The 16,388-nt window shown below is 64.6% G+C and carries 11 protein-coding genes; 7 read left to right on the top strand and 4 right to left on the bottom strand.

All coding sequences use genetic code 11. The features are described 5' to 3' along the window. Positions 1-64: 64 nt before the first annotated feature. Complete coding sequence (locus ACFR99_RS14620; RefSeq protein ID WP_390289124.1) at positions 65-487, top strand: hypothetical protein; 423 nt, start codon at positions 65-67, stop codon at positions 485-487. Positions 488-587: 100 nt separating this feature from the next. Further along, positions 588-1,739: an acyl-CoA dehydrogenase family protein gene (locus ACFR99_RS14615; RefSeq protein ID WP_390288606.1), complete on the top strand. Its 1,152-nt coding sequence runs from the start codon at positions 588-590 to the stop codon at positions 1,737-1,739. A gap of 212 nt (positions 1,740-1,951) precedes the next feature. On the opposite strand, the gene ACFR99_RS14610 is transcribed toward ACFR99_RS14615, so the two are convergent. Next, positions 1,952-2,524: a HalX domain-containing protein gene (locus ACFR99_RS14610; protein WP_390288604.1), complete on the bottom strand. Its 573-nt coding sequence runs from the start codon at positions 2,522-2,524 to the stop codon at positions 1,952-1,954. A gap of 192 nt (positions 2,525-2,716) precedes the next feature. Continuing rightward, positions 2,717-4,705 (bottom strand): 3-hydroxyacyl-CoA dehydrogenase/enoyl-CoA hydratase family protein, encoded by a 1,989-nt coding sequence (locus tag ACFR99_RS14605; RefSeq protein WP_390288602.1) that lies wholly within the window; start codon positions 4,703-4,705, stop codon positions 2,717-2,719. Between the two features lie 115 nt (positions 4,706-4,820). Between ACFR99_RS14605 and ACFR99_RS14600 the strand changes: the two genes are divergently transcribed. The 4 genes from ACFR99_RS14600 (at position 4,821) to ACFR99_RS14585 (ending at position 11,746) form a co-directional block, all read left to right on the top strand. Beyond that, a complete protein-coding gene (locus ACFR99_RS14600; protein ID WP_390288600.1) occupies positions 4,821-5,963 on the top strand; it encodes an acyl-CoA dehydrogenase family protein in 1,143 nt (380 codons plus the stop codon). A gap of 274 nt (positions 5,964-6,237) precedes the next feature. Next, positions 6,238-6,990: a helix-turn-helix domain-containing protein gene (locus ACFR99_RS14595; protein WP_390288598.1), complete on the top strand. Its 753-nt coding sequence runs from the start codon at positions 6,238-6,240 to the stop codon at positions 6,988-6,990. 71 nt (positions 6,991-7,061) lie between these two features. Next, positions 7,062-9,620: a heavy metal translocating P-type ATPase gene (locus ACFR99_RS14590; protein ID WP_390288596.1), complete on the top strand. Its 2,559-nt coding sequence runs from the start codon at positions 7,062-7,064 to the stop codon at positions 9,618-9,620. Between the two features lie 260 nt (positions 9,621-9,880). Next, on the top strand, positions 9,881-11,746 hold the full coding sequence (locus tag ACFR99_RS14585) for an L-aspartate oxidase (RefSeq protein ID WP_390288594.1): 1,866 nt from the start codon (positions 9,881-9,883) through the stop codon (positions 11,744-11,746). 133 nt (positions 11,747-11,879) lie between these two features. Here the strand turns inward: ACFR99_RS14585 and ACFR99_RS14580 are convergent, their stop codons facing one another. After that, entirely contained in the window at positions 11,880-12,497 is a 618-nt protein-coding gene (locus ACFR99_RS14580; protein ID WP_390288592.1) for a DNA-3-methyladenine glycosylase family protein, read from the bottom strand. Positions 12,498-12,760: 263 nt separating this feature from the next. Between ACFR99_RS14580 and ACFR99_RS14575 the strand changes: the two genes are divergently transcribed. Further along, positions 12,761-14,068 (top strand): hypothetical protein, encoded by a 1,308-nt coding sequence (locus tag ACFR99_RS14575; protein WP_390288590.1) that lies wholly within the window; start codon positions 12,761-12,763, stop codon positions 14,066-14,068. Between the two features lie 83 nt (positions 14,069-14,151). Here ACFR99_RS14575 and katG read toward each other — a convergent pair whose 3' ends face one another. Beyond that, positions 14,152-16,293 carry a catalase/peroxidase HPI gene (katG, locus tag ACFR99_RS14570; protein ID WP_390288588.1) on the bottom strand — a complete coding sequence of 714 codons (2,142 nt, stop codon included), beginning with the start codon at positions 16,291-16,293 and terminating at the stop codon, positions 14,152-14,154. Positions 16,294-16,388: the final 95 nt, after the last annotated feature.

Raw genomic sequence — 16,388 nt, 5'->3', positions numbered from 1 at the left:
CCGTAGGTGCGTCTCCATCTACTCGAAACATCACGCAGCCGCGTCGGCCGCCGTTGCTGTGGTTCTGACTGTCCTGCTGCCGCCTGTCTCCCTCTTTGGCTACTCGGTCCCTACCGCGGCCATCGTCGCCTACGGCACCGCCGTCGGCGTCGGCATCGATCTCGATCACTTCCTCATCGCTCGAGTCAGGACCGGAAGCTGGGACGCCGTCCGCTTCTGTCTCTCTAACCCCACCGCGATAGTCGCCGACCAGTCGCGGATCTTCGAGCCCGGTGACGTCGGCGTCCTCTCCCGGCTGTTGAGCCACGTCGTAATCGGCGGCGTCGTGGTCCCCGCGATTGCGCTCGCCAGCGTCCCCCTCGCGATCCTGACCGGCGCCGTCCTCTACATCCATCCGCTGGCCGATCTCGTCTGGGACATCTTCCGCCTCGAGGACCACGCAGCGGCAGCCGGCTCCGTCGACGATTTCGCCCGCACGATCCGATAGCGGACCCGTCGGCACGGCGGGAACCGTGCCATGCGGGCCGCGTTCTCGGGTTGCATTGTTTACCCTCGCCTATTTTCATTGTGGGAACATCCCATACGTCATGGACCTACTCGACGAGCGCATCGTTCCGGACCATGCACGCGAGATCAAAACCGAGGCCCGCGAGTTCGCACGCGAGCACATCGAACCGAACGCCCAGGAGTACTTTCAGGCCGGCGAGTACCCCGAAGAGATCCTCGAGGCGGGCCGAGACGCTGGCCTCGTGGCACAAGACATTCCCGAGAAGTGGGGCGGACGAGGACTGGATCTGGCGCAGTTGCTCGCGCTCACGGAGGAGTTCTACCGGGCCGACGCGGGAATCGCGCTGACGCTGCAGTTGGCCAGTTTCGGCTGTGAGATCACCTACGAACACGGTACCGACGAGCAGTGTGAGGAGTACATTCGACCGGTCGCGGACGGCGAACAGCGCTCGGGACTGGCGGTCTCGGAGCCAGAAACCGGCAGCGATCTCGCGGGGATGCAGACACGAGCCGAACGAGATGGTGACGAGTACGTCATCAACGGCGAGAAGTACTGGGTCGGCAACGGTGTCGAGGCGGACTGGATCACCGTGTATGCCCGCACCGGCGACGATGAGGACAACCCCTACGGGAACCACTCGCTGTTTATCGTCCCGACCGACACGGACGGCTACGACGCCGAGCACATCCCCGAAAAGATGGCGATGCGCGCCTCGAAGCAGGCCCACATCGAGTTCGACGACTGTCGGGTTCCCGCGGACAACCTGATCGGCGCGGAGGGTGCCGGCTTCATGCTGCTCGCAGACTTCTTCAATCACGGCCGCATCGCCGTCGCCGGCCACGGGCTCGGCCTCGCCGCGGCCGCCATCGAGGAGGCCTGGGAGTTCACACACGACCGCGAGGAGTTCGGCCGAACGATCAGTGACTTCCAGAGCGTCCAGCACGGCCTTGCGGATATGCTCCTCGAGTTCGAGAGCGCCCGAACGCTCACGTGGCGTGCCTGCGAGAACGTCGCGAACAGGGACGACGCGGGCTACTGGGCGGCGATGGCGAAGACGAAAGCGACCGAAACGGCCGTCGACGTTGCCGAGCAGGCTATGCAGTTCCACGGCGGACGGTCGATTCTGGACGAGCGCCGGATCGCTCGTGTCTACCGCGATGCGCGAGTGCCGGTCATCTACGAGGGTGCAAACGAAATCCAGCGCAACTTGATCTATCGGCAGGCGCCCTGATTGTCAGGCTCGTCGGTTCCAGGGAGGCGGGGATCGGCCACTATAGTAACAACCGAAACGATTCACACGCTGATCGCACAGCCGTCGTGCGATCAGGTGTGCATTGACTTTCGGTGGCCACTATAGATCGTCGACGACGTCACTACCCGACACGGATTGGCAGTCACCGCGGCCGAAAGCGAGGACGGTGGGGCCGGTTCGAGTTCCAACGACTACTGGTCGGACTGCAGGTCCTGAAACGCGCCGACGAACTCGTCGTGGGTGGTCATCTCGGCGACCGTCCCGTCGACGCGCGCCTCGAGTTCGTCGACCCGGTCACAGAGGTCCAGATACTCCTCGTTGGTCGCGAGTTCGCGGTCTGCCTTCTCCGACTCGAGGAGTGCCTTCTTCGAAACGAGCGCGTAGTACTCCTGGATATCCGCCTCGTAATCCGACCGGCCGACGACGTCGGCGACCATCGCGACGAGTTCGTCCTTCGAGACTGGCTTGACGAGATAGTCGTCGAACCCCATCTCGATGATGTCGAAGTCAGGATCGACCGCCGTTACCATGACGACTCGCGAATCGTATCCCTGCTCGCGGATTCGCTCGAGAACGTCGTCACCGGAGAGCCCGGGCATCCGCCGGTCGAGCAGAACGACTTCGACGGAGGCAGCCATTTTCTCGAGTGCTTCCTCGCCATCGTAAGCCGTCTCGGTCGTCCAGTCGTCCTGGAGCCAGGCGGCAAACAGGTCCGCGAGTCGAGCCTCGTCGTCGACGACGAGGACCTCGGTCCCGTCACTCATTGGGAAACCCCTCCGTTCTCTTCATCGGTTACAACCACGCATCACCAATGGTTCCTCTGGGTGATAAATCTCGCGACCACTGTTAAATATGGTTATACCATCGACTACCGAACCCGGCAGCACATGCGGGACCGAATCGGCTGCCACGATTATTGCGACACAGCAACTCGGCGGTAATCGCCGGAGTCGTCGTTATTTCCCTTCGAATTCGGGCTCGTCGTCGCTGAAGAAGGCGTTGATGCCTTCGTGAACGTCCTCGGAGTTGACGACGTGGCCGAACCCCATCGATTCGACCTCGAGTCCGGCCTCGTGGTTATCCCAGCCTTTGTGCATCGCGCGTTTCGTAAAGCGCATCGCAAGCGGCGGGCCGCCGGCGAGTTTGGCGGCGTACTCGCGTGCGGCCGTCTCGAACTCGTCGGGGTCGACGACCTCGTTGACGAAGCCAAACTCGGCCATCTCCTCGGCAGGGAACCGCTCTGCGGTGAAGATGATCTCCTTCGCACGACCCATGCCGACGATGCGCTGGAGCCGCTGCGTTCCACCCCACCCCGGAAGCAGCCCGAGGTTGAATTCGGGCTGGCCGAACTCCGAACGCGAGGTCGCAAGCCGGATATCAGCACACGTCGCGAGTTCCATCCCGCCGCCGAGACAGTAGCCGTCGATCGCGGCGACGACCGGCAACTCGAGTTCCTCGAGGCGACCGAACGTCTCCTGACCGTACTTCGAGAGTTCGATCGCGTTGTAGGGATCGGTGCCGCTGCCGGCGATGCTCATGAAATCAGCGCCGGCGGAGAACGCCTTCGACCCGGCACCCGTCAACAGGAGGGCGCGAACGCCGTCATCGTCCTCGACGAGGTCGAGTGCAGCGTCGAGTTCCTCGATGAGGTCGATGCTGATGGAGTTCATCTGCTGGGGCCGATCGAGTTCGATCTGTGCGACCCGTTCTCTGGGATAGGTCACCGCGATCGTGTCGAACTCCGGTTTTTCGTCCGTTTCCCCCGCATCCGCGTCGTCGTAGAAGCCACCCGCTTCGGCGACGGTGGCGAGATGGTCGACGGGTTCGTACCGTGGATGGTCGGTTTCCTCGTAGGCGTCCTCGAGCGCGTCGGCGAGCGTTTCGACACCGTACTCGTCTGCGAACTTCGCGGGCCCTTTCGGCCAGCGGCCACCCAGTTTGACTGCGGTGTCGATCTCCGCGGGCGACGCGACGTCCGCACCGACGAGATAGGCGACTTCGTTCGCGACGACGGCGAGCAGGCGCTCCTTGACGGTCTCGTTGAACAGGTCCTCGTCCATCGGAACGTCCGCGCCGTCGCCATCCTCGTAGTCGTAGAAGCCGACCCCGGACTTCTGCCCGAACGCCTCGTCGTCGACTTTCGCTTCCAGCAGCGGGCACGGCTCGTAGCGCTCGCCTGCGACCTCATGCATGTACTCGAGGACGTGGTAGCCGACGTCGATGCCGACGTAGTCGGCGAGTTCGAAACTCCCCATCGGCAGTCCGATGTCGAACTTCGTCGTCGCGTCGACTTCTTCGATCGTGGCGACGTCGTCCTCGACCAGCCACGCGGCCTCGTTCATCAGGGGAACGAGGATCCGGTTGACGATGAACCCGGGAACGTCCTTCCGGACGCGTACGGGGGTCTTCCCGAGGTCCTCGGCGAGATCCTCGACGACGTCGAGCGTCTCGTCGGCGGTGTGCTCGCCGGAGATGACCTCGACGAGATCCATCCGGATCGGCGGATTGAAAAAGTGCATCCCACAGAACCGCTCGGGGCGGTCAGTGACTTCCGAGAGGTCCGTGATCGAGAGACTCGAGGTGTTCGTCGCGAAGATCGCCCGGTCGGGGGCGACCGCCTCGAGGTCGGTGTAGACGTCCGTTTTGATCTCCATCTGTTCGGGGACGGCCTCGATGACGACGTCGGCGTCGGCGACGGCCTCCTCCATGTCGACCAGCGGCGTCACGCGCTCCAGGGCCGCGTCGGCTTCTTCCTCGGTGAGCTGGCCGTTTTCGGCGAGTTTGCCCAGCGACCACTCGATCTGCTCGTAGCCGTTCTGGACGAACTCGTCTTTGATGTCACGTAGAGAGACATCGTAGCCCGCGATGGCGGCGACCTCCGCGATGCCGTGGCCCATGTTGCCTGCTCCCAGAACTGCGATGGTGTTGATATCCTCGAGTTCCATGTCCAAACGTCCTATGTGGAGGCGTTTCAACGTTTCCCCCACATGATGCATAAACTATATTTTTGTTTACTACGGGTTACAAAGCTCTTTACCGCTTCGTTTGGAACACATTCGCATGGAATTCGGGCTCACCGAAGAACACCAGCAGATCCGCGACGAAGTCCGCCGGTTCGCCGAGAACGAGATCGTCCCCAACGCCGAGCAGTACGACACCGAGGAGGCGTTCCCCCACGAAATCGTCGATAAAGCCGCCGAGATGGGGCTGGTCGGTGCCTCGATCCCCATAGAGTACGGCGGTGCCGGCTACTCGATGCTCGAATCGGTGCTCATCATCGAGGAACTGTTCGCGCACGACCCGGGCATCGCGCTCTCGATTACGGCCAGTTCCTTCGGGACCGAGGCCATCCGCGAGTTCGGGACCGAAGACCAGAAAGAGCGGTTCCTGGAGCCGGTCGCGAAAGGCGAGAAGATCTCCGGCGCGGCGATTTCGGAACCCGACACCGGCTCGGACGTGTCTTCGGTTTCGACTCGCGCCGAGAAGGACGGCGACGAGTGGGTGATCAACGGGAACAAGATGTGGATCACCAACGGTTCCGTCGGCGACTTCTTCGTCGTCCTCTGCAAGACCGATCCCGACGCCGAGGGTCGCTACAACGGGTTCAGCCAGCTCGTCGTCGAGGCCGACCGCGACGGGTTTTCCGCCGACAAGATCACCGGCAAGATGGGCATCCGCGCCTCCGATACCGCCGAACTCGTCTTCGACGACGTCCGCGTCCCCGAGGAGAACCTCATCGGCACCCGCGACGCCGCCTTCATGCAACAGATGTACTTCTTCGACGAGACCCGCACCGGCGTCGCCGCACAGGGACTTGGCATCGCGAAGGGTGCCCTCGAGGCCGCCCTCGAGTACGCCCAGGAGCGCGAGCAGTTCGGCAAATCCATCTCGGAATTCCAGGCCATCCAGCACAAACTCGCTGACATGGCCACCCAGACCGAGGCCGCGCGCAACCTGACCTACAAGGCCGCCTGGAACGTCGACCAGGGCAACGACATCACCAAGCTCGCCTCGATGGCCAAGGAGTACGCCTCCCGCGTCGCCGTCGACGTCGCCGACGAGGCCGTCCAGGTCCACGGTGGGGCCGGCTACGTCAACGACTTCCCCGTCGAACGGTTCTACCGGGACTCGAAGATCACCCAGATCTACGAGGGGACCACCGAAATCCAGAAGAACATCATCGCGCGAGAGCTGTTGGACTGAGAACCAACCTTTTGCGCTGCGCTCCCTCGCGTTTCTCGGTCGCTCGGCAAAATGTTGATCAAAAGCCTCCTCCTTCCGTTCCGTGACGCTTCACGTCACTCCACATCAGTCGTCGGCCCGCTCGCTCACCTACCGGGTTCGCTCGCGGTGGATATCGGTGAATAACCTGCCCTTCCCCGGATCGCGCGACTCTCACTGTCGCTCGAGCCGCGCTCTCGGCCACTGCTATCCCTCGCCAGCAATCCTTTGTCGTGTCGGCCCCTACAGCCTCGTCATGAGAGAGTTCGTCTTCGCCCTCGAGTACGATCCCGGCACGAACCCGGTCGCGGACGTCCTCGAGGCCAACCCGGAGACGACGGTGCGGTCGCTGGCGTGTCACGTCACGCCCGAGAGCCTCTGGCGGGTCGATCACGCGACCGGCTCGCAGGCGGGTATCGAGGCGCTGGAGTCGGCCTACCGCGAGCCGACCTACTGTGCGGACTGTCTGGTCCGGGACGACTGCGGGGCCGACTGCGAGACGCAGTTGCTCGATCGCTCGAGCGACGAGCTCGTCGTCTACACCTACTGGGATCGCACCGACGTTTGTACGTCGGTCCCCCACCTCGCACTCGAGTATCTCGGCGAAGGGCTGCTCTTTGAAACCTACCGCGAGGGACGGCGCTACCGCTGGCGGATCGTCCTCGGGCGCGACGCGCCGGTCGGCGACTTCTTCGACGCGCTCGGCGACGAGGTCGGCGAGTGTGCTGGCATGGAGATGCTCCGACTGACCGATCTCGATCCAGGTCGCGAGGAAGACGGCGCGGACGAATCGCTGCCGGCCGAACAGCGGGCGGCGCTGCAGGCCGCCGTCGAATACGGCTATTATGAGACCCCGCGACGGACCGACCTCTCGGAACTCGCGGAGAAACTGGACGTGCCACGCTCGACGCTCTCCTACCGGCTCCGGCGGGCCGAGGCGAGCCTCGCGACCACGTTCGTCGATACCGGCTCGCTCGAGTGGGATGAGCCGATCGTGGCCGGTCGCTAAGAGGCAAATCCGGACATCGTTTGGCGCACGCCGAATAACCCGTATGTGGGACGAGCAAGTACAGTCGAGTAATGACTGAGGATTCGCCGCCGGATGCAGGCGAGGGGCCGGCCTCGAGGCGCACCCTCGAGCTTCGCGTCCCGGAGATGGACTGTTCGACGTGTGCCGGCAAGGTAACCAACAGCGTCGACCGCCTCGAGGGGATCGACGACCTGGACGCGCGGGTAACCAGCGGCCGGCTCGTCGTCGAATACGACCCGACGCGGACGAGCGATGCGGAGATCCGCGAGCGGGTTCGGGCGGCCGGCTACGAGATCGTCGGCGATGGTTCTCGTGACGAGCTGACCGTGTCGGTTCCCGACATGGACTGTGCCTCCTGTGCGACCAAAGTCGAAAACGCCCTCGAGGGGGCCGACGGCGTCGACGAGATCGAGACCCGGCCCACGTCGGGCCGCGTGACCGTCGGAGTCGAGGAAGGGACCGATCCCGAGTCGATCACCGACGCGATCGAGTCCGCCGGCTACGACGCGACGCCGCTCGACACCGACGGCGAGCCGATGGCCGACGCCGAACCCGTCTGGAAGAGTCGACGGGCTGTTATCACGGGTGTCGGTGCCGTCGGCGTCGCCGTCGGGATGGCCCTCGAGTTCGTCGTCACTGGGCTCAACCCGACTCTTTTTGCGGTCGCCGGGCGGAGCTACGCCCTCTCGACACTGCTCTTCATCGTGATCGCGGCCGTCGCCGGCATGCCGATCTTTCGGAACGGCTACTACTCCGCGCGCAATCGGAGCCTCGACATCGACTTCCTGATGTCCGTCGGCATCATCGCCGCGGTCGCAGCCCACCATCCGTTCGAGGGGGCCATGCTCGCCGTCCTGTTCAATATCGCCGAGTTGCTCGAGACGTACTCGATGGACCGGGCACGCGACTCGCTGCGGGAACTGATGGACCTCTCGCCGGACACCGCGACTGTCAAACGCGAGGACGGCTCCGAGGAGACGATCCCTGCCGACGATCTCGCGGTCGGCGACCGCGTCGTCGTGCGGCCGGGAGAGAAGATTCCCGCTGACGGCACCGTCCGCGAGGGCGAGAGCGCGGTCGACGAATCCCCGATCACGGGTGAGAGCGTCCCCGCGGACAAGACGGCCGGCGACGAGGTCTTCGCCGGCACCATCGCGGAGTCGGGGTACCTCGAGATCGACGTCGAGCACACGGCCGAGGACTCGACGATCGCCCGGATCGTCCAACTCGTCGAGGACGCCGAGCGCGAGCAAACCAAACGCGAGCAGTTCGTCGACCGCTTCGCGAGCGTTTACACGCCGATCGTCGTCGCGCTCGCAATCGCGGTCGCCGCCGGCCCGCCGCTGGTGGTCGGCGCATCGTGGAACACCTGGTTCCTGCGCGGGCTGACGCTGCTGGTCATCGCCTGCCCCTGTGCGTTCGTCATCTCGACGCCGGTCAGCGTCGTCTCGGGGATCACCAGCGCCGCACGCAACGGCGTCCTGATCAAGGGTGGACGCTACCTCGAGGCGGTCGCCGAGAGCGAGGTCCTCGCAGTCGACAAGACGGGCACGCTCACCACCGGCGACCTGTCGGTGACCGATGTGATCCCACTCGAGGGGGCCGACGAGGCCGACGTGCTCCGCCGGGCGAGCGCGGCCGAACGCCGGAGCGAACACCCGCTGGCGCGGGCGATCGTCGGCTACGCCAAAGAGCAGGGGATCGACCCCGACGAGCCGGCCGTCTCGAACTTCGAGGCCCTGACCGGGAAGGGAATCCGCGCCGAGATCGCCGGGGAGACCCACTACGTCGGCAAACCCGGGCTGTTCGAGGGGCTGGCTGACTTAGAGCACGCCCACGTCACGACCGACGGCGGGACGGCGCTCGCGGCCGACTCGCGGCCTGACTGCGACCGCGAGGGCTGTCTCGACGTGTTGCGCGACGTCGTTCCCGAACTCGAGGCCGAGGGCAAGACCGTCATGGTCGTCGGCACCGAGGACGGCCCGATAGGTGTCGTCGCCGTCGCGGACCGGGTCCGGCCCGAAGCCGCGTGGGCTGTCTCGCGACTGCAGGAACACGGTGTTCGCGTCGTGATGCTCACCGGCGACAACGAAGGCACCGCTCGCGCGATCGCCGAGGAGGTCGGCATCGACGAGTACCACGCCGAGTTGCTCCCCGACGAGAAACTCGAGTGGATCAGGCGGCTCGAGGAGGAAGGCAACGGCGACAGCGACGAGACGGGCAGCCACGTCGCCATGATCGGCGACGGGATCAACGACGCGCCCGCGCTCGCGACCGCCAGCGTCGGTATCGCGATGGGTGCGGCGGGGACTGACACGGCCCTCGAGACGGCCGACGTGGCGCTGATGGGCGACGATCTGACGCGACTGCCGTATCTCTACCGACTCTCGAATACGGCAAACGGCGTCATCCGCCAGAACATCTGGGCGAGCCTGGCTGTGAAGGCGGTGCTGGCAGCCGGCGCACCCCTCGGCATCGTGACGGTGATTCACGCGGTCGTCATCGGCGACATGGGAATGAGCCTCGGCGTGACCGGCAACGCGATGCGGCTCGCGAACGTCGAACCGGATCTGCCGGAAGACGTCGACCGGCCCCAGCTCGAGGAGTGAGACGGTCCACTATCACTGGATCCCGGCGCACACACAATCCGTCGTGTGGACGCGCCGGAACTGACTAACGGGAGTCCGTATAAGCCGCGACCGCCCGGCGACGCGTCGAACCACGCCACCACCCGATCGGCCACACCCGCCCGGATCGCCTCGATCATATTGCGTACTGAATCCGTGACTGTGGGCTCATTCTGCCTGTTTTCGCCAGTTTGCGTAGTTTGGTGCGCGAGCTATATTCGACCAGCCCATACATTATCGTGATGACAGAAATACCGCCTGCTGACCAGGGTGTACCGACGGCCGACGATGCCGGTGGCGTCGACGGACGGCTGCCGACTCAGGGCGGGGACGAAGACGACGCTCGTGACCACGAGGTCGCGTACGACGTCGTCACGACGCCGGTGCTCGTCATCGGGGCGGGTGCTGCCGGAGCTCGAGTCGCCATCGAACTGGCCGAATCGGGTCTCGAGCCGCTCGTCGTCGGCAAGCGCGACTACGGCGACGCTCACACGACGTGGGCGGCCGGCGGGATCAACGCCGCGCTCGGCTCGCTCGATCCCGAGGACGACTGGCCGATCCACGCAGCGGACACGTTGAACGAGGGCCACCACCTGAACGATCCGGAGGCCGTCGAGTTGACGGCCAAACACATGCCAGACCAGATCCGGGAACTCGACGAGTGGGGGATGTCGTTCGCCCGCACCGACGACGGAAAGATCAACCAGCGCTACTTCGGCGCGCAGTCGTACCGCCGGACCTGTTTCGTCGGCGATCGAACGGGCGAGGTCATGCTCGAGACGCTGATCGACCGGGCACAGGCCCTCGAGATTCCCTACCGCGAGAACGTGATGATCACGCGACTGCTCTCGGACGGCACCCGCGTCGACGGCGCAGTCGGGTTCGACATGGAGACCGGCGATGGGTTGCTGTTCCGAACGAACCACGTCGTGCTGGCGGCGGGTGGCTTCTCGGCGGCCTATCGACGCCACTCCTCGCGGGACGACGAGAACAACGGCGACGCCCAGGCGCTGGCGCTCGAGGCGGGCGCCCGACTCCTCGACACCGAGTTCGTCCAGTTCCACCCCACCGGAATGGTCGGGGAACGCTACGGCGACGAGTGGGACGGTCGACTCGTGACGGAGGCCGTCCGCGGGGAGGGTGGCCGACTCTACAATTCGGAGGGCGAGCGCTTCATGGAACGCTACTCGCCGGACCAGATGGAACTTGACGCCAGAGACGTGGTCGCACGAGCGATCGCCCAGGAGGTTCGCGAGGGGCGGGGGACCGAACACGGCGGTGTCTATCTCGACATTTCCCATCGCGACCCCGAGTACATCCGCGAGCGACTACCGACGATGGTCGAACGGTTCGGGGACCTCGGCGTCGATATCACGGAAGAGCCGATGGAAGTCGGGCCGACGGCCCACTACACGATGGGTGGCGTCGACATCGACTTCCAAACGGGTGAGACTGGCGTCGACGGACTGTACGCCGTCGGCGAGGCCGTCGCGGGCGTTCACGGGGCAAACCGCCTCGGTGGCAACTCGCTGGCCGAAACCGTCGCGATCGGCAAACTCGTCGGCGAGCACGTCAGCGAGCAGGTCGCTGCGGGCGACCACGACCCCTCGATCACCGACGGCCAGCGAGCCCTGGCCGAACGCGAGTTCGGTGCGCTCGCGGAGCTGGCCGCCTCGGACGGCGACGTCACGCCCGAGACGCTGCTCGAGGATCTCGGTGAGTTGCTGTGGAATCACGCCGGCATCCTCCGCGACGAGGCGGGCCTGCGCGAGGGACTGGACCGACTCGAGGACCTGCGCGCCCGAACGGCTGACCTCCGGGTCGACGGCGACCGCACCGCCCGGTCGTTCGAGTACGCCGTCGATCTCTCGATGAGCCTCATCGTCGCCGAGGTGTTGCTCCGCACGGCCCTCGAGCGAACCGAGTCCCGGGGCGCACACTACCGGACGGATTACTCGGAGACGAATCCGAACTGGCGACAGAACCTCATCGTCGCCGCCGACGAGGGCGGGCTCTCGATCCAACGCCGAGGGGTCGCCGAACCGAGCGAGCCGGTCCGCGACGCCCTCGAGGAAGGGTACGAACTCGACTATCACCACCTCGAGTAACCGACTCGAGACGAGCAGTCCGAGCGGAGGGTGTGGCTGTCCGGACCGCCGTCATACGGTCTACTGTCAGTCATTGCCGGTGCAACCGCGACCGACCTGCGGTTGCACCGGTAAATCGTCACAGCAAACCGTATCAGGCCTCGTATTCGGCCCAGATGTACCGCGTCGCGGTGCTCCGGTAGGGCCGCCACGGCTCGGCGATCTCGCGCATCTCGGCTCGCGTCAGGTCCGCACCGTCGTTGTACAACCCCTCGATCCCTCGTCGAACCGCGAGATCGCCAAGCGGCAACACGTCCGGTCGCTCGAGGACGAACATGAGGTACATGTTGGCGGTCCACTCGCCGATCCCTGTGATCTCGGTGAGTTCGGCGATCACTGCCTCGTTGGAGTACTCGGCCAGGCCAGCACGGGTGAGATCGCGTTCCTGAAACGCGCGAGCGGCGTTTTCGACGTAGTCGACTTTCGTCCGCGAGAGGCCGGCCTCGCGGAGTGCGTCTCGAGACGCGGCGAGCACCGTGTCGGGAGTGACTTCGCCGTCGAGAACCTCGAAGACGCGCTCGCGGACGGCCGCGGCGCTTGCCGTCGAGAGCTGCTGGTTGATGATCGACACGCAGAGGCGCTCGAACTCGTTTGCGACTGGCTCGAGCGGATGTGGCTCGCGGCGCTCGATTACGCCGGCCAGCACGGGGTCCTCTCGGAGGACGGACTCGGGTGCGTTGCGAGCGGTGGAGTCGGGATCGGCCATCGTCATCGATGGAGAGGGTCGAGCGATCAAAAGCGCGTTGTTCGGACGGAGCGAGATCTAACATCTGGCAGATATTTCTTGGCTGGGCCGAGCCGTGTAATACGCTCTTATCCGTCGGAAAAAGTATGCAGGACTGTCGGATCGACCGGCTAAGGCGTAATTACACACCCGACTATGCAGGCCACGAGAGGGGTCTCGAGAAACGAGACAGTACACCGACGGGACGGCCCTGTTGACTGAAGTACAGATCGATTCTAGCGCTTAGGGAGATGGTAGACGATACATCTTCGACCGAGACAGGCACAGCCGAACAACGACGAATGACAACCGATCCCGAGCGGATCAGGGAGTGGGCCGAGGCCCACGACGCCGTTCCCGTCAGGGTTCGGGACAGCGACGACCACGGCCACTCGTTCGCCCGCCGGGACGAGATCGGCGAAACACACGAAGAGTACACCTGGGACGAGTTCAACGACCGGTTCGAGGACGAGGACCTCGTGTTCGTCTATCACGAGGAAGAACCGACGGGCGAGGAGTTGGGCTTTTTCGAGATCGTCGAGCGCGAGCAGGCGTTCGACCGCGCCGATCTAGGTCGCGACGAACTCGAGGACTCGCTCCGACGCGGCGAGACGGTGACGACCGAAATCGTCGAGACACAGGTGATCGAACAGGAGATAGTCGAACGGGACACGATCGAGAGCGAAGTGATCGACACGGATATGATCGAGCGAGAGGTCGTCGACTCCGAACTCCTGAGCCGCGAGATCGTCGACACCGAGTTCGTGAGCGACGACGTCATCGAGCTGATCGTCGACGAGGCCTACCTCGAAACCATCGAGGAGATCGAACGCTACACCGTCGAGAGCCGCGTCGTCGACGTCGACATCGAGCAGGACGAGGAACTCGAGCGCGACGAGATCGAGGCGGTCGAGACGGACATCGAACTCGATAGCGTCCAGCGATCGATCCTCGAAAGCGACGTCGTCCGCTCGGACGTGATGGCCGACGAAGTGATCGAACGGGAAGTGATCCAGAGCCAGCGGACCGAGGGCGATACCGTCCGGAGCGAACTCATCGAGCGCCGGACGGTCGAGGAGGAAGTGAGCGAGCAAGTGGAGATGCGATACATCCTCGAGGAGACCGAACTGCTCGAGTCCGAGGTGGTCGCCAGCGACGTAATCGAGGGCGAGATCATCGACGTCGAGGAATACGGTGCGATGGAAGCCGGCGGGATGGAAACTGAAACGACCGGCGAAATGGAGACCGAACCCGCCGGGGCCACGGCCAGCGCCGAGACCGGAACCGGCACGGGAACGACGGACGAGGCAACCGAGCCGGCGACGATCGAACTCACCCACGACGAGCAGGGCAAGGACGTGATCGACGATTCGGGCCAACAGATCGGCATGGTCGCCGAGGTCGAAGGGCAGACGGCGTACATCGATCCGGAACCGGGCCTCACGGATCGACTCAAAGCACGCCTCGACTGGGGCGGTCACGGTGACGAGGACTATCCGGTCGACGCGTCACAAATAAAAGAGATAACGGACGACGAAGTCGTCATCCACAGCGAATGATCGGCACGCGCGTCCGATAACGGACCTGCCGTGGAACGGCCGCAGTGACGGCGGCCGTCCGCCGAACGGTCGTCGCGGCTCGGTTACTCGAGGTCGAAGCGATCGAGCTTCATGACCTTGCTCCACGTGTCCACGAAGTCCTGCACGAATTTCTCCTCGCCGTCTTCGGACCCATAGACTTCCGCGATGGCGCGGAGTCGGGAGTTCGACCCGAAGATGAGGTCGACGCGCGAGCCTTTCCATTCGACCTCACCCGTCTCGCGGTCGCGCAGTTCGAAGACTTCCTTGTCGTCCGAGACCGGTTCCCACTCGTAGTCCATGCCGAGTACGGTCTCGAAGAAGTCGTTGGTCAGTGCCTCCGGCTCGTCGGTGAAGACGCCGAGGTCCGAGTCCTGGTAGGTCGCACCCAGCGTGCGCATCCCGCCGACCAGAACCGTCATTTCATCGACCGTCAGGTCCAGCAGATCAGCCTTGTCGACCAGCAACTCCTCGGCTTTGCGCTCGGCCTCGTCCCCGAGGTAGTTGCGGAACCCGTCGGCGTTTGGCTTGAGCGCCTCGAAGGACTCGACGTCGGTCTGTTCCTGCGAGGCATCGGTTCGGCCCGGCTCGAACGGGACCTCCACGTCGTACCCGGCATCCGCTGCTGCCTGCTCGACGGCTGCGTTGCCGCCCAGCACGATCAGGTCGGCGAGCGAAACCCGCACGCCGTCGGCTCGTGAGTCGTTGAACTCCGCTTGAATCCCTTCGAGGGTCTCCAGTACCGTCTCGAGCTCGTCGGGCTCGTTGACGTCCCAGCTCCGCTGGGGTTCGAGGCGAATCCGGGCCCCGTTCGCGCCGCCGCGTTTGTCGCTGTCGCGGTAGGTCGATGCCGCCGCCCAGGCGGTCTTGACCAGCTGGGAAACCGACAGGTCCGACTCGAGGATTTCCGCTTTGAGGTCGGCGACCTCGTCCTCGCCGATCAGCTCGTAGTCGGCATCGGGGAGCGGATCCTGCCAGATCATCGTCTCGTCGGGAACCTCCGGCCCGAGGAACCGCTCTTCCGGACCCATGTCACGGTGGATCAGCTTGTACCACGCCTTCGCGAAGGTCTCCTGGAACTCCTGTGGGTTCTCCTGGAAGCGCTCGAGGATCTCCCGGTAGTCCGGATCCCGCTTCAGCGCGATGTCCGTCGTGAGCATCATCACGTCTTCTTTCTCCGACGGGTCCTCGACGCCCGGTGCGGCCTCGTCGAGTTCGCCGTTCTGTGTGGTCCACTGCCACGCACCGCCGGGACCCTTTTCCGGCCACCACTGGTACTCGAGGAGATTGCTGATGTATCCCATGTCCCACTGGGTCGGGGTGGTGTTCCACGGGCCCTCGATCCCGCTGGTGATCGTGTCGGCTCCTTTTCCGGAGCCGTACTCGCTCTTCCAGCCGAGACCTTGTTCCTCGATCGGGGCCGCTTCGGGCTCGGGGCCGACGTGGTCGTCGGGGTCGTCGGCGCCGTGAACCTTCCCGAACGTGTGGCCGCCGGCGATGAGCGCGACCGTTTCCTCGTCGTTCATCGCCATCCGGCCGAACGACTCTCGAATGTTCTCGGCCGACGCTTCGGGGTCCGGCTCACCGTCCGGTCCCTCCGGGTTCACGTAGATTAGCCCCATCACGGTCGCGCCGAGGAGCTCCTCGAGCTCCCCGTCCTCATCGAAGCGCTCGGACGCTTCCATCTCGTCTTCGGGCCCCCAGTCGACGGCCTTGTCGGGCGCGAAGTCGTCCTCGCGGCCGCCGGCGAAGCCGAACGTCTCGAAGCCCATCGACTCGAGGGCGACGTTCCCGGCCAGGACGATCAGATCGCCCCACGAGAGTTTGCGGCCATACTTCTGCTTGACCGGCCAGAGTAGTCGGCGCGCCTTGTCGAGGTTCGCGTTGTCGGGCCAACTGTTGAGCGGCGCGAGGCGTTGGCGACCGCCGGACGCGCCGCCACGGCCGTCGGTGGTGCGGTACGTCCCGGCGCTGTGCCACGCCATCCGAATGATCAGGGGCCCATAGTGTCCGTAATCAGCCGGCCACCACTCCTGTGACGTCGTCAGAACTTCCTCGATATCCTCCTTTACGGCCTCGAAGTCGAGTTTCTCGAACTCCTCGGCGTAGTCGAACTCCTCGCCGTACGGATCGGCGTCCTGAGCGTTCTGATCGAGAATCTCCAGGCTCAACTGATTCGGCCACCACTCTTGGTCGGATCCAGCCATCGTGAGACGATTACTACTTTCGCATATTAAGATTTTCTACTTCGGTAACGAAGTCTTTGTTGTATCCAAATCGATCTTATGCTTTCATGAGTTTT

This window comes from Haloarchaeobius amylolyticus (assembly GCF_042678045.1).
Classification (GTDB): Archaea; Halobacteriota; Halobacteria; order Halobacteriales; family Natrialbaceae; genus Natrinema; species Natrinema amylolyticus_A.
The sequence above is the reverse complement of the archived record's forward strand: the minus strand, read 5'-3'. Positions and strand labels throughout refer to the sequence as shown.

Excerpts from the sequence above, each read along its gene's own strand:
- ACFR99_RS14615 (WP_390288606.1), top strand. The coding sequence starts at position 588 with ATGGACCTACTCGACGAGCGCATCGTTCCGGACCATGCACGCGAGATC.
- ACFR99_RS14610 (WP_390288604.1), bottom strand. The coding sequence starts at position 2,524 with ATGAGTGACGGGACCGAGGTCCTCGTCGTCGACGACGAGGCTCGACTC.
- ACFR99_RS14605 (WP_390288602.1), bottom strand. The coding sequence starts at position 4,705 with ATGGAACTCGAGGATATCAACACCATCGCAGTTCTGGGAGCAGGCAAC.
- ACFR99_RS14600 (WP_390288600.1), top strand. The coding sequence starts at position 4,821 with ATGGAATTCGGGCTCACCGAAGAACACCAGCAGATCCGCGACGAAGTC.
- ACFR99_RS14595 (WP_390288598.1), top strand. The coding sequence starts at position 6,238 with ATGAGAGAGTTCGTCTTCGCCCTCGAGTACGATCCCGGCACGAACCCG.
- ACFR99_RS14590 (WP_390288596.1), top strand. The coding sequence starts at position 7,062 with ATGACTGAGGATTCGCCGCCGGATGCAGGCGAGGGGCCGGCCTCGAGG.
- ACFR99_RS14585 (WP_390288594.1), top strand. The coding sequence starts at position 9,881 with ATGACAGAAATACCGCCTGCTGACCAGGGTGTACCGACGGCCGACGAT.
- ACFR99_RS14580 (WP_390288592.1), bottom strand. The coding sequence starts at position 12,497 with ATGACGATGGCCGATCCCGACTCCACCGCTCGCAACGCACCCGAGTCC.
- ACFR99_RS14575 (WP_390288590.1), top strand. The coding sequence starts at position 12,761 with ATGGTAGACGATACATCTTCGACCGAGACAGGCACAGCCGAACAACGA.
- katG (WP_390288588.1), bottom strand. The coding sequence starts at position 16,293 with ATGGCTGGATCCGACCAAGAGTGGTGGCCGAATCAGTTGAGCCTGGAG.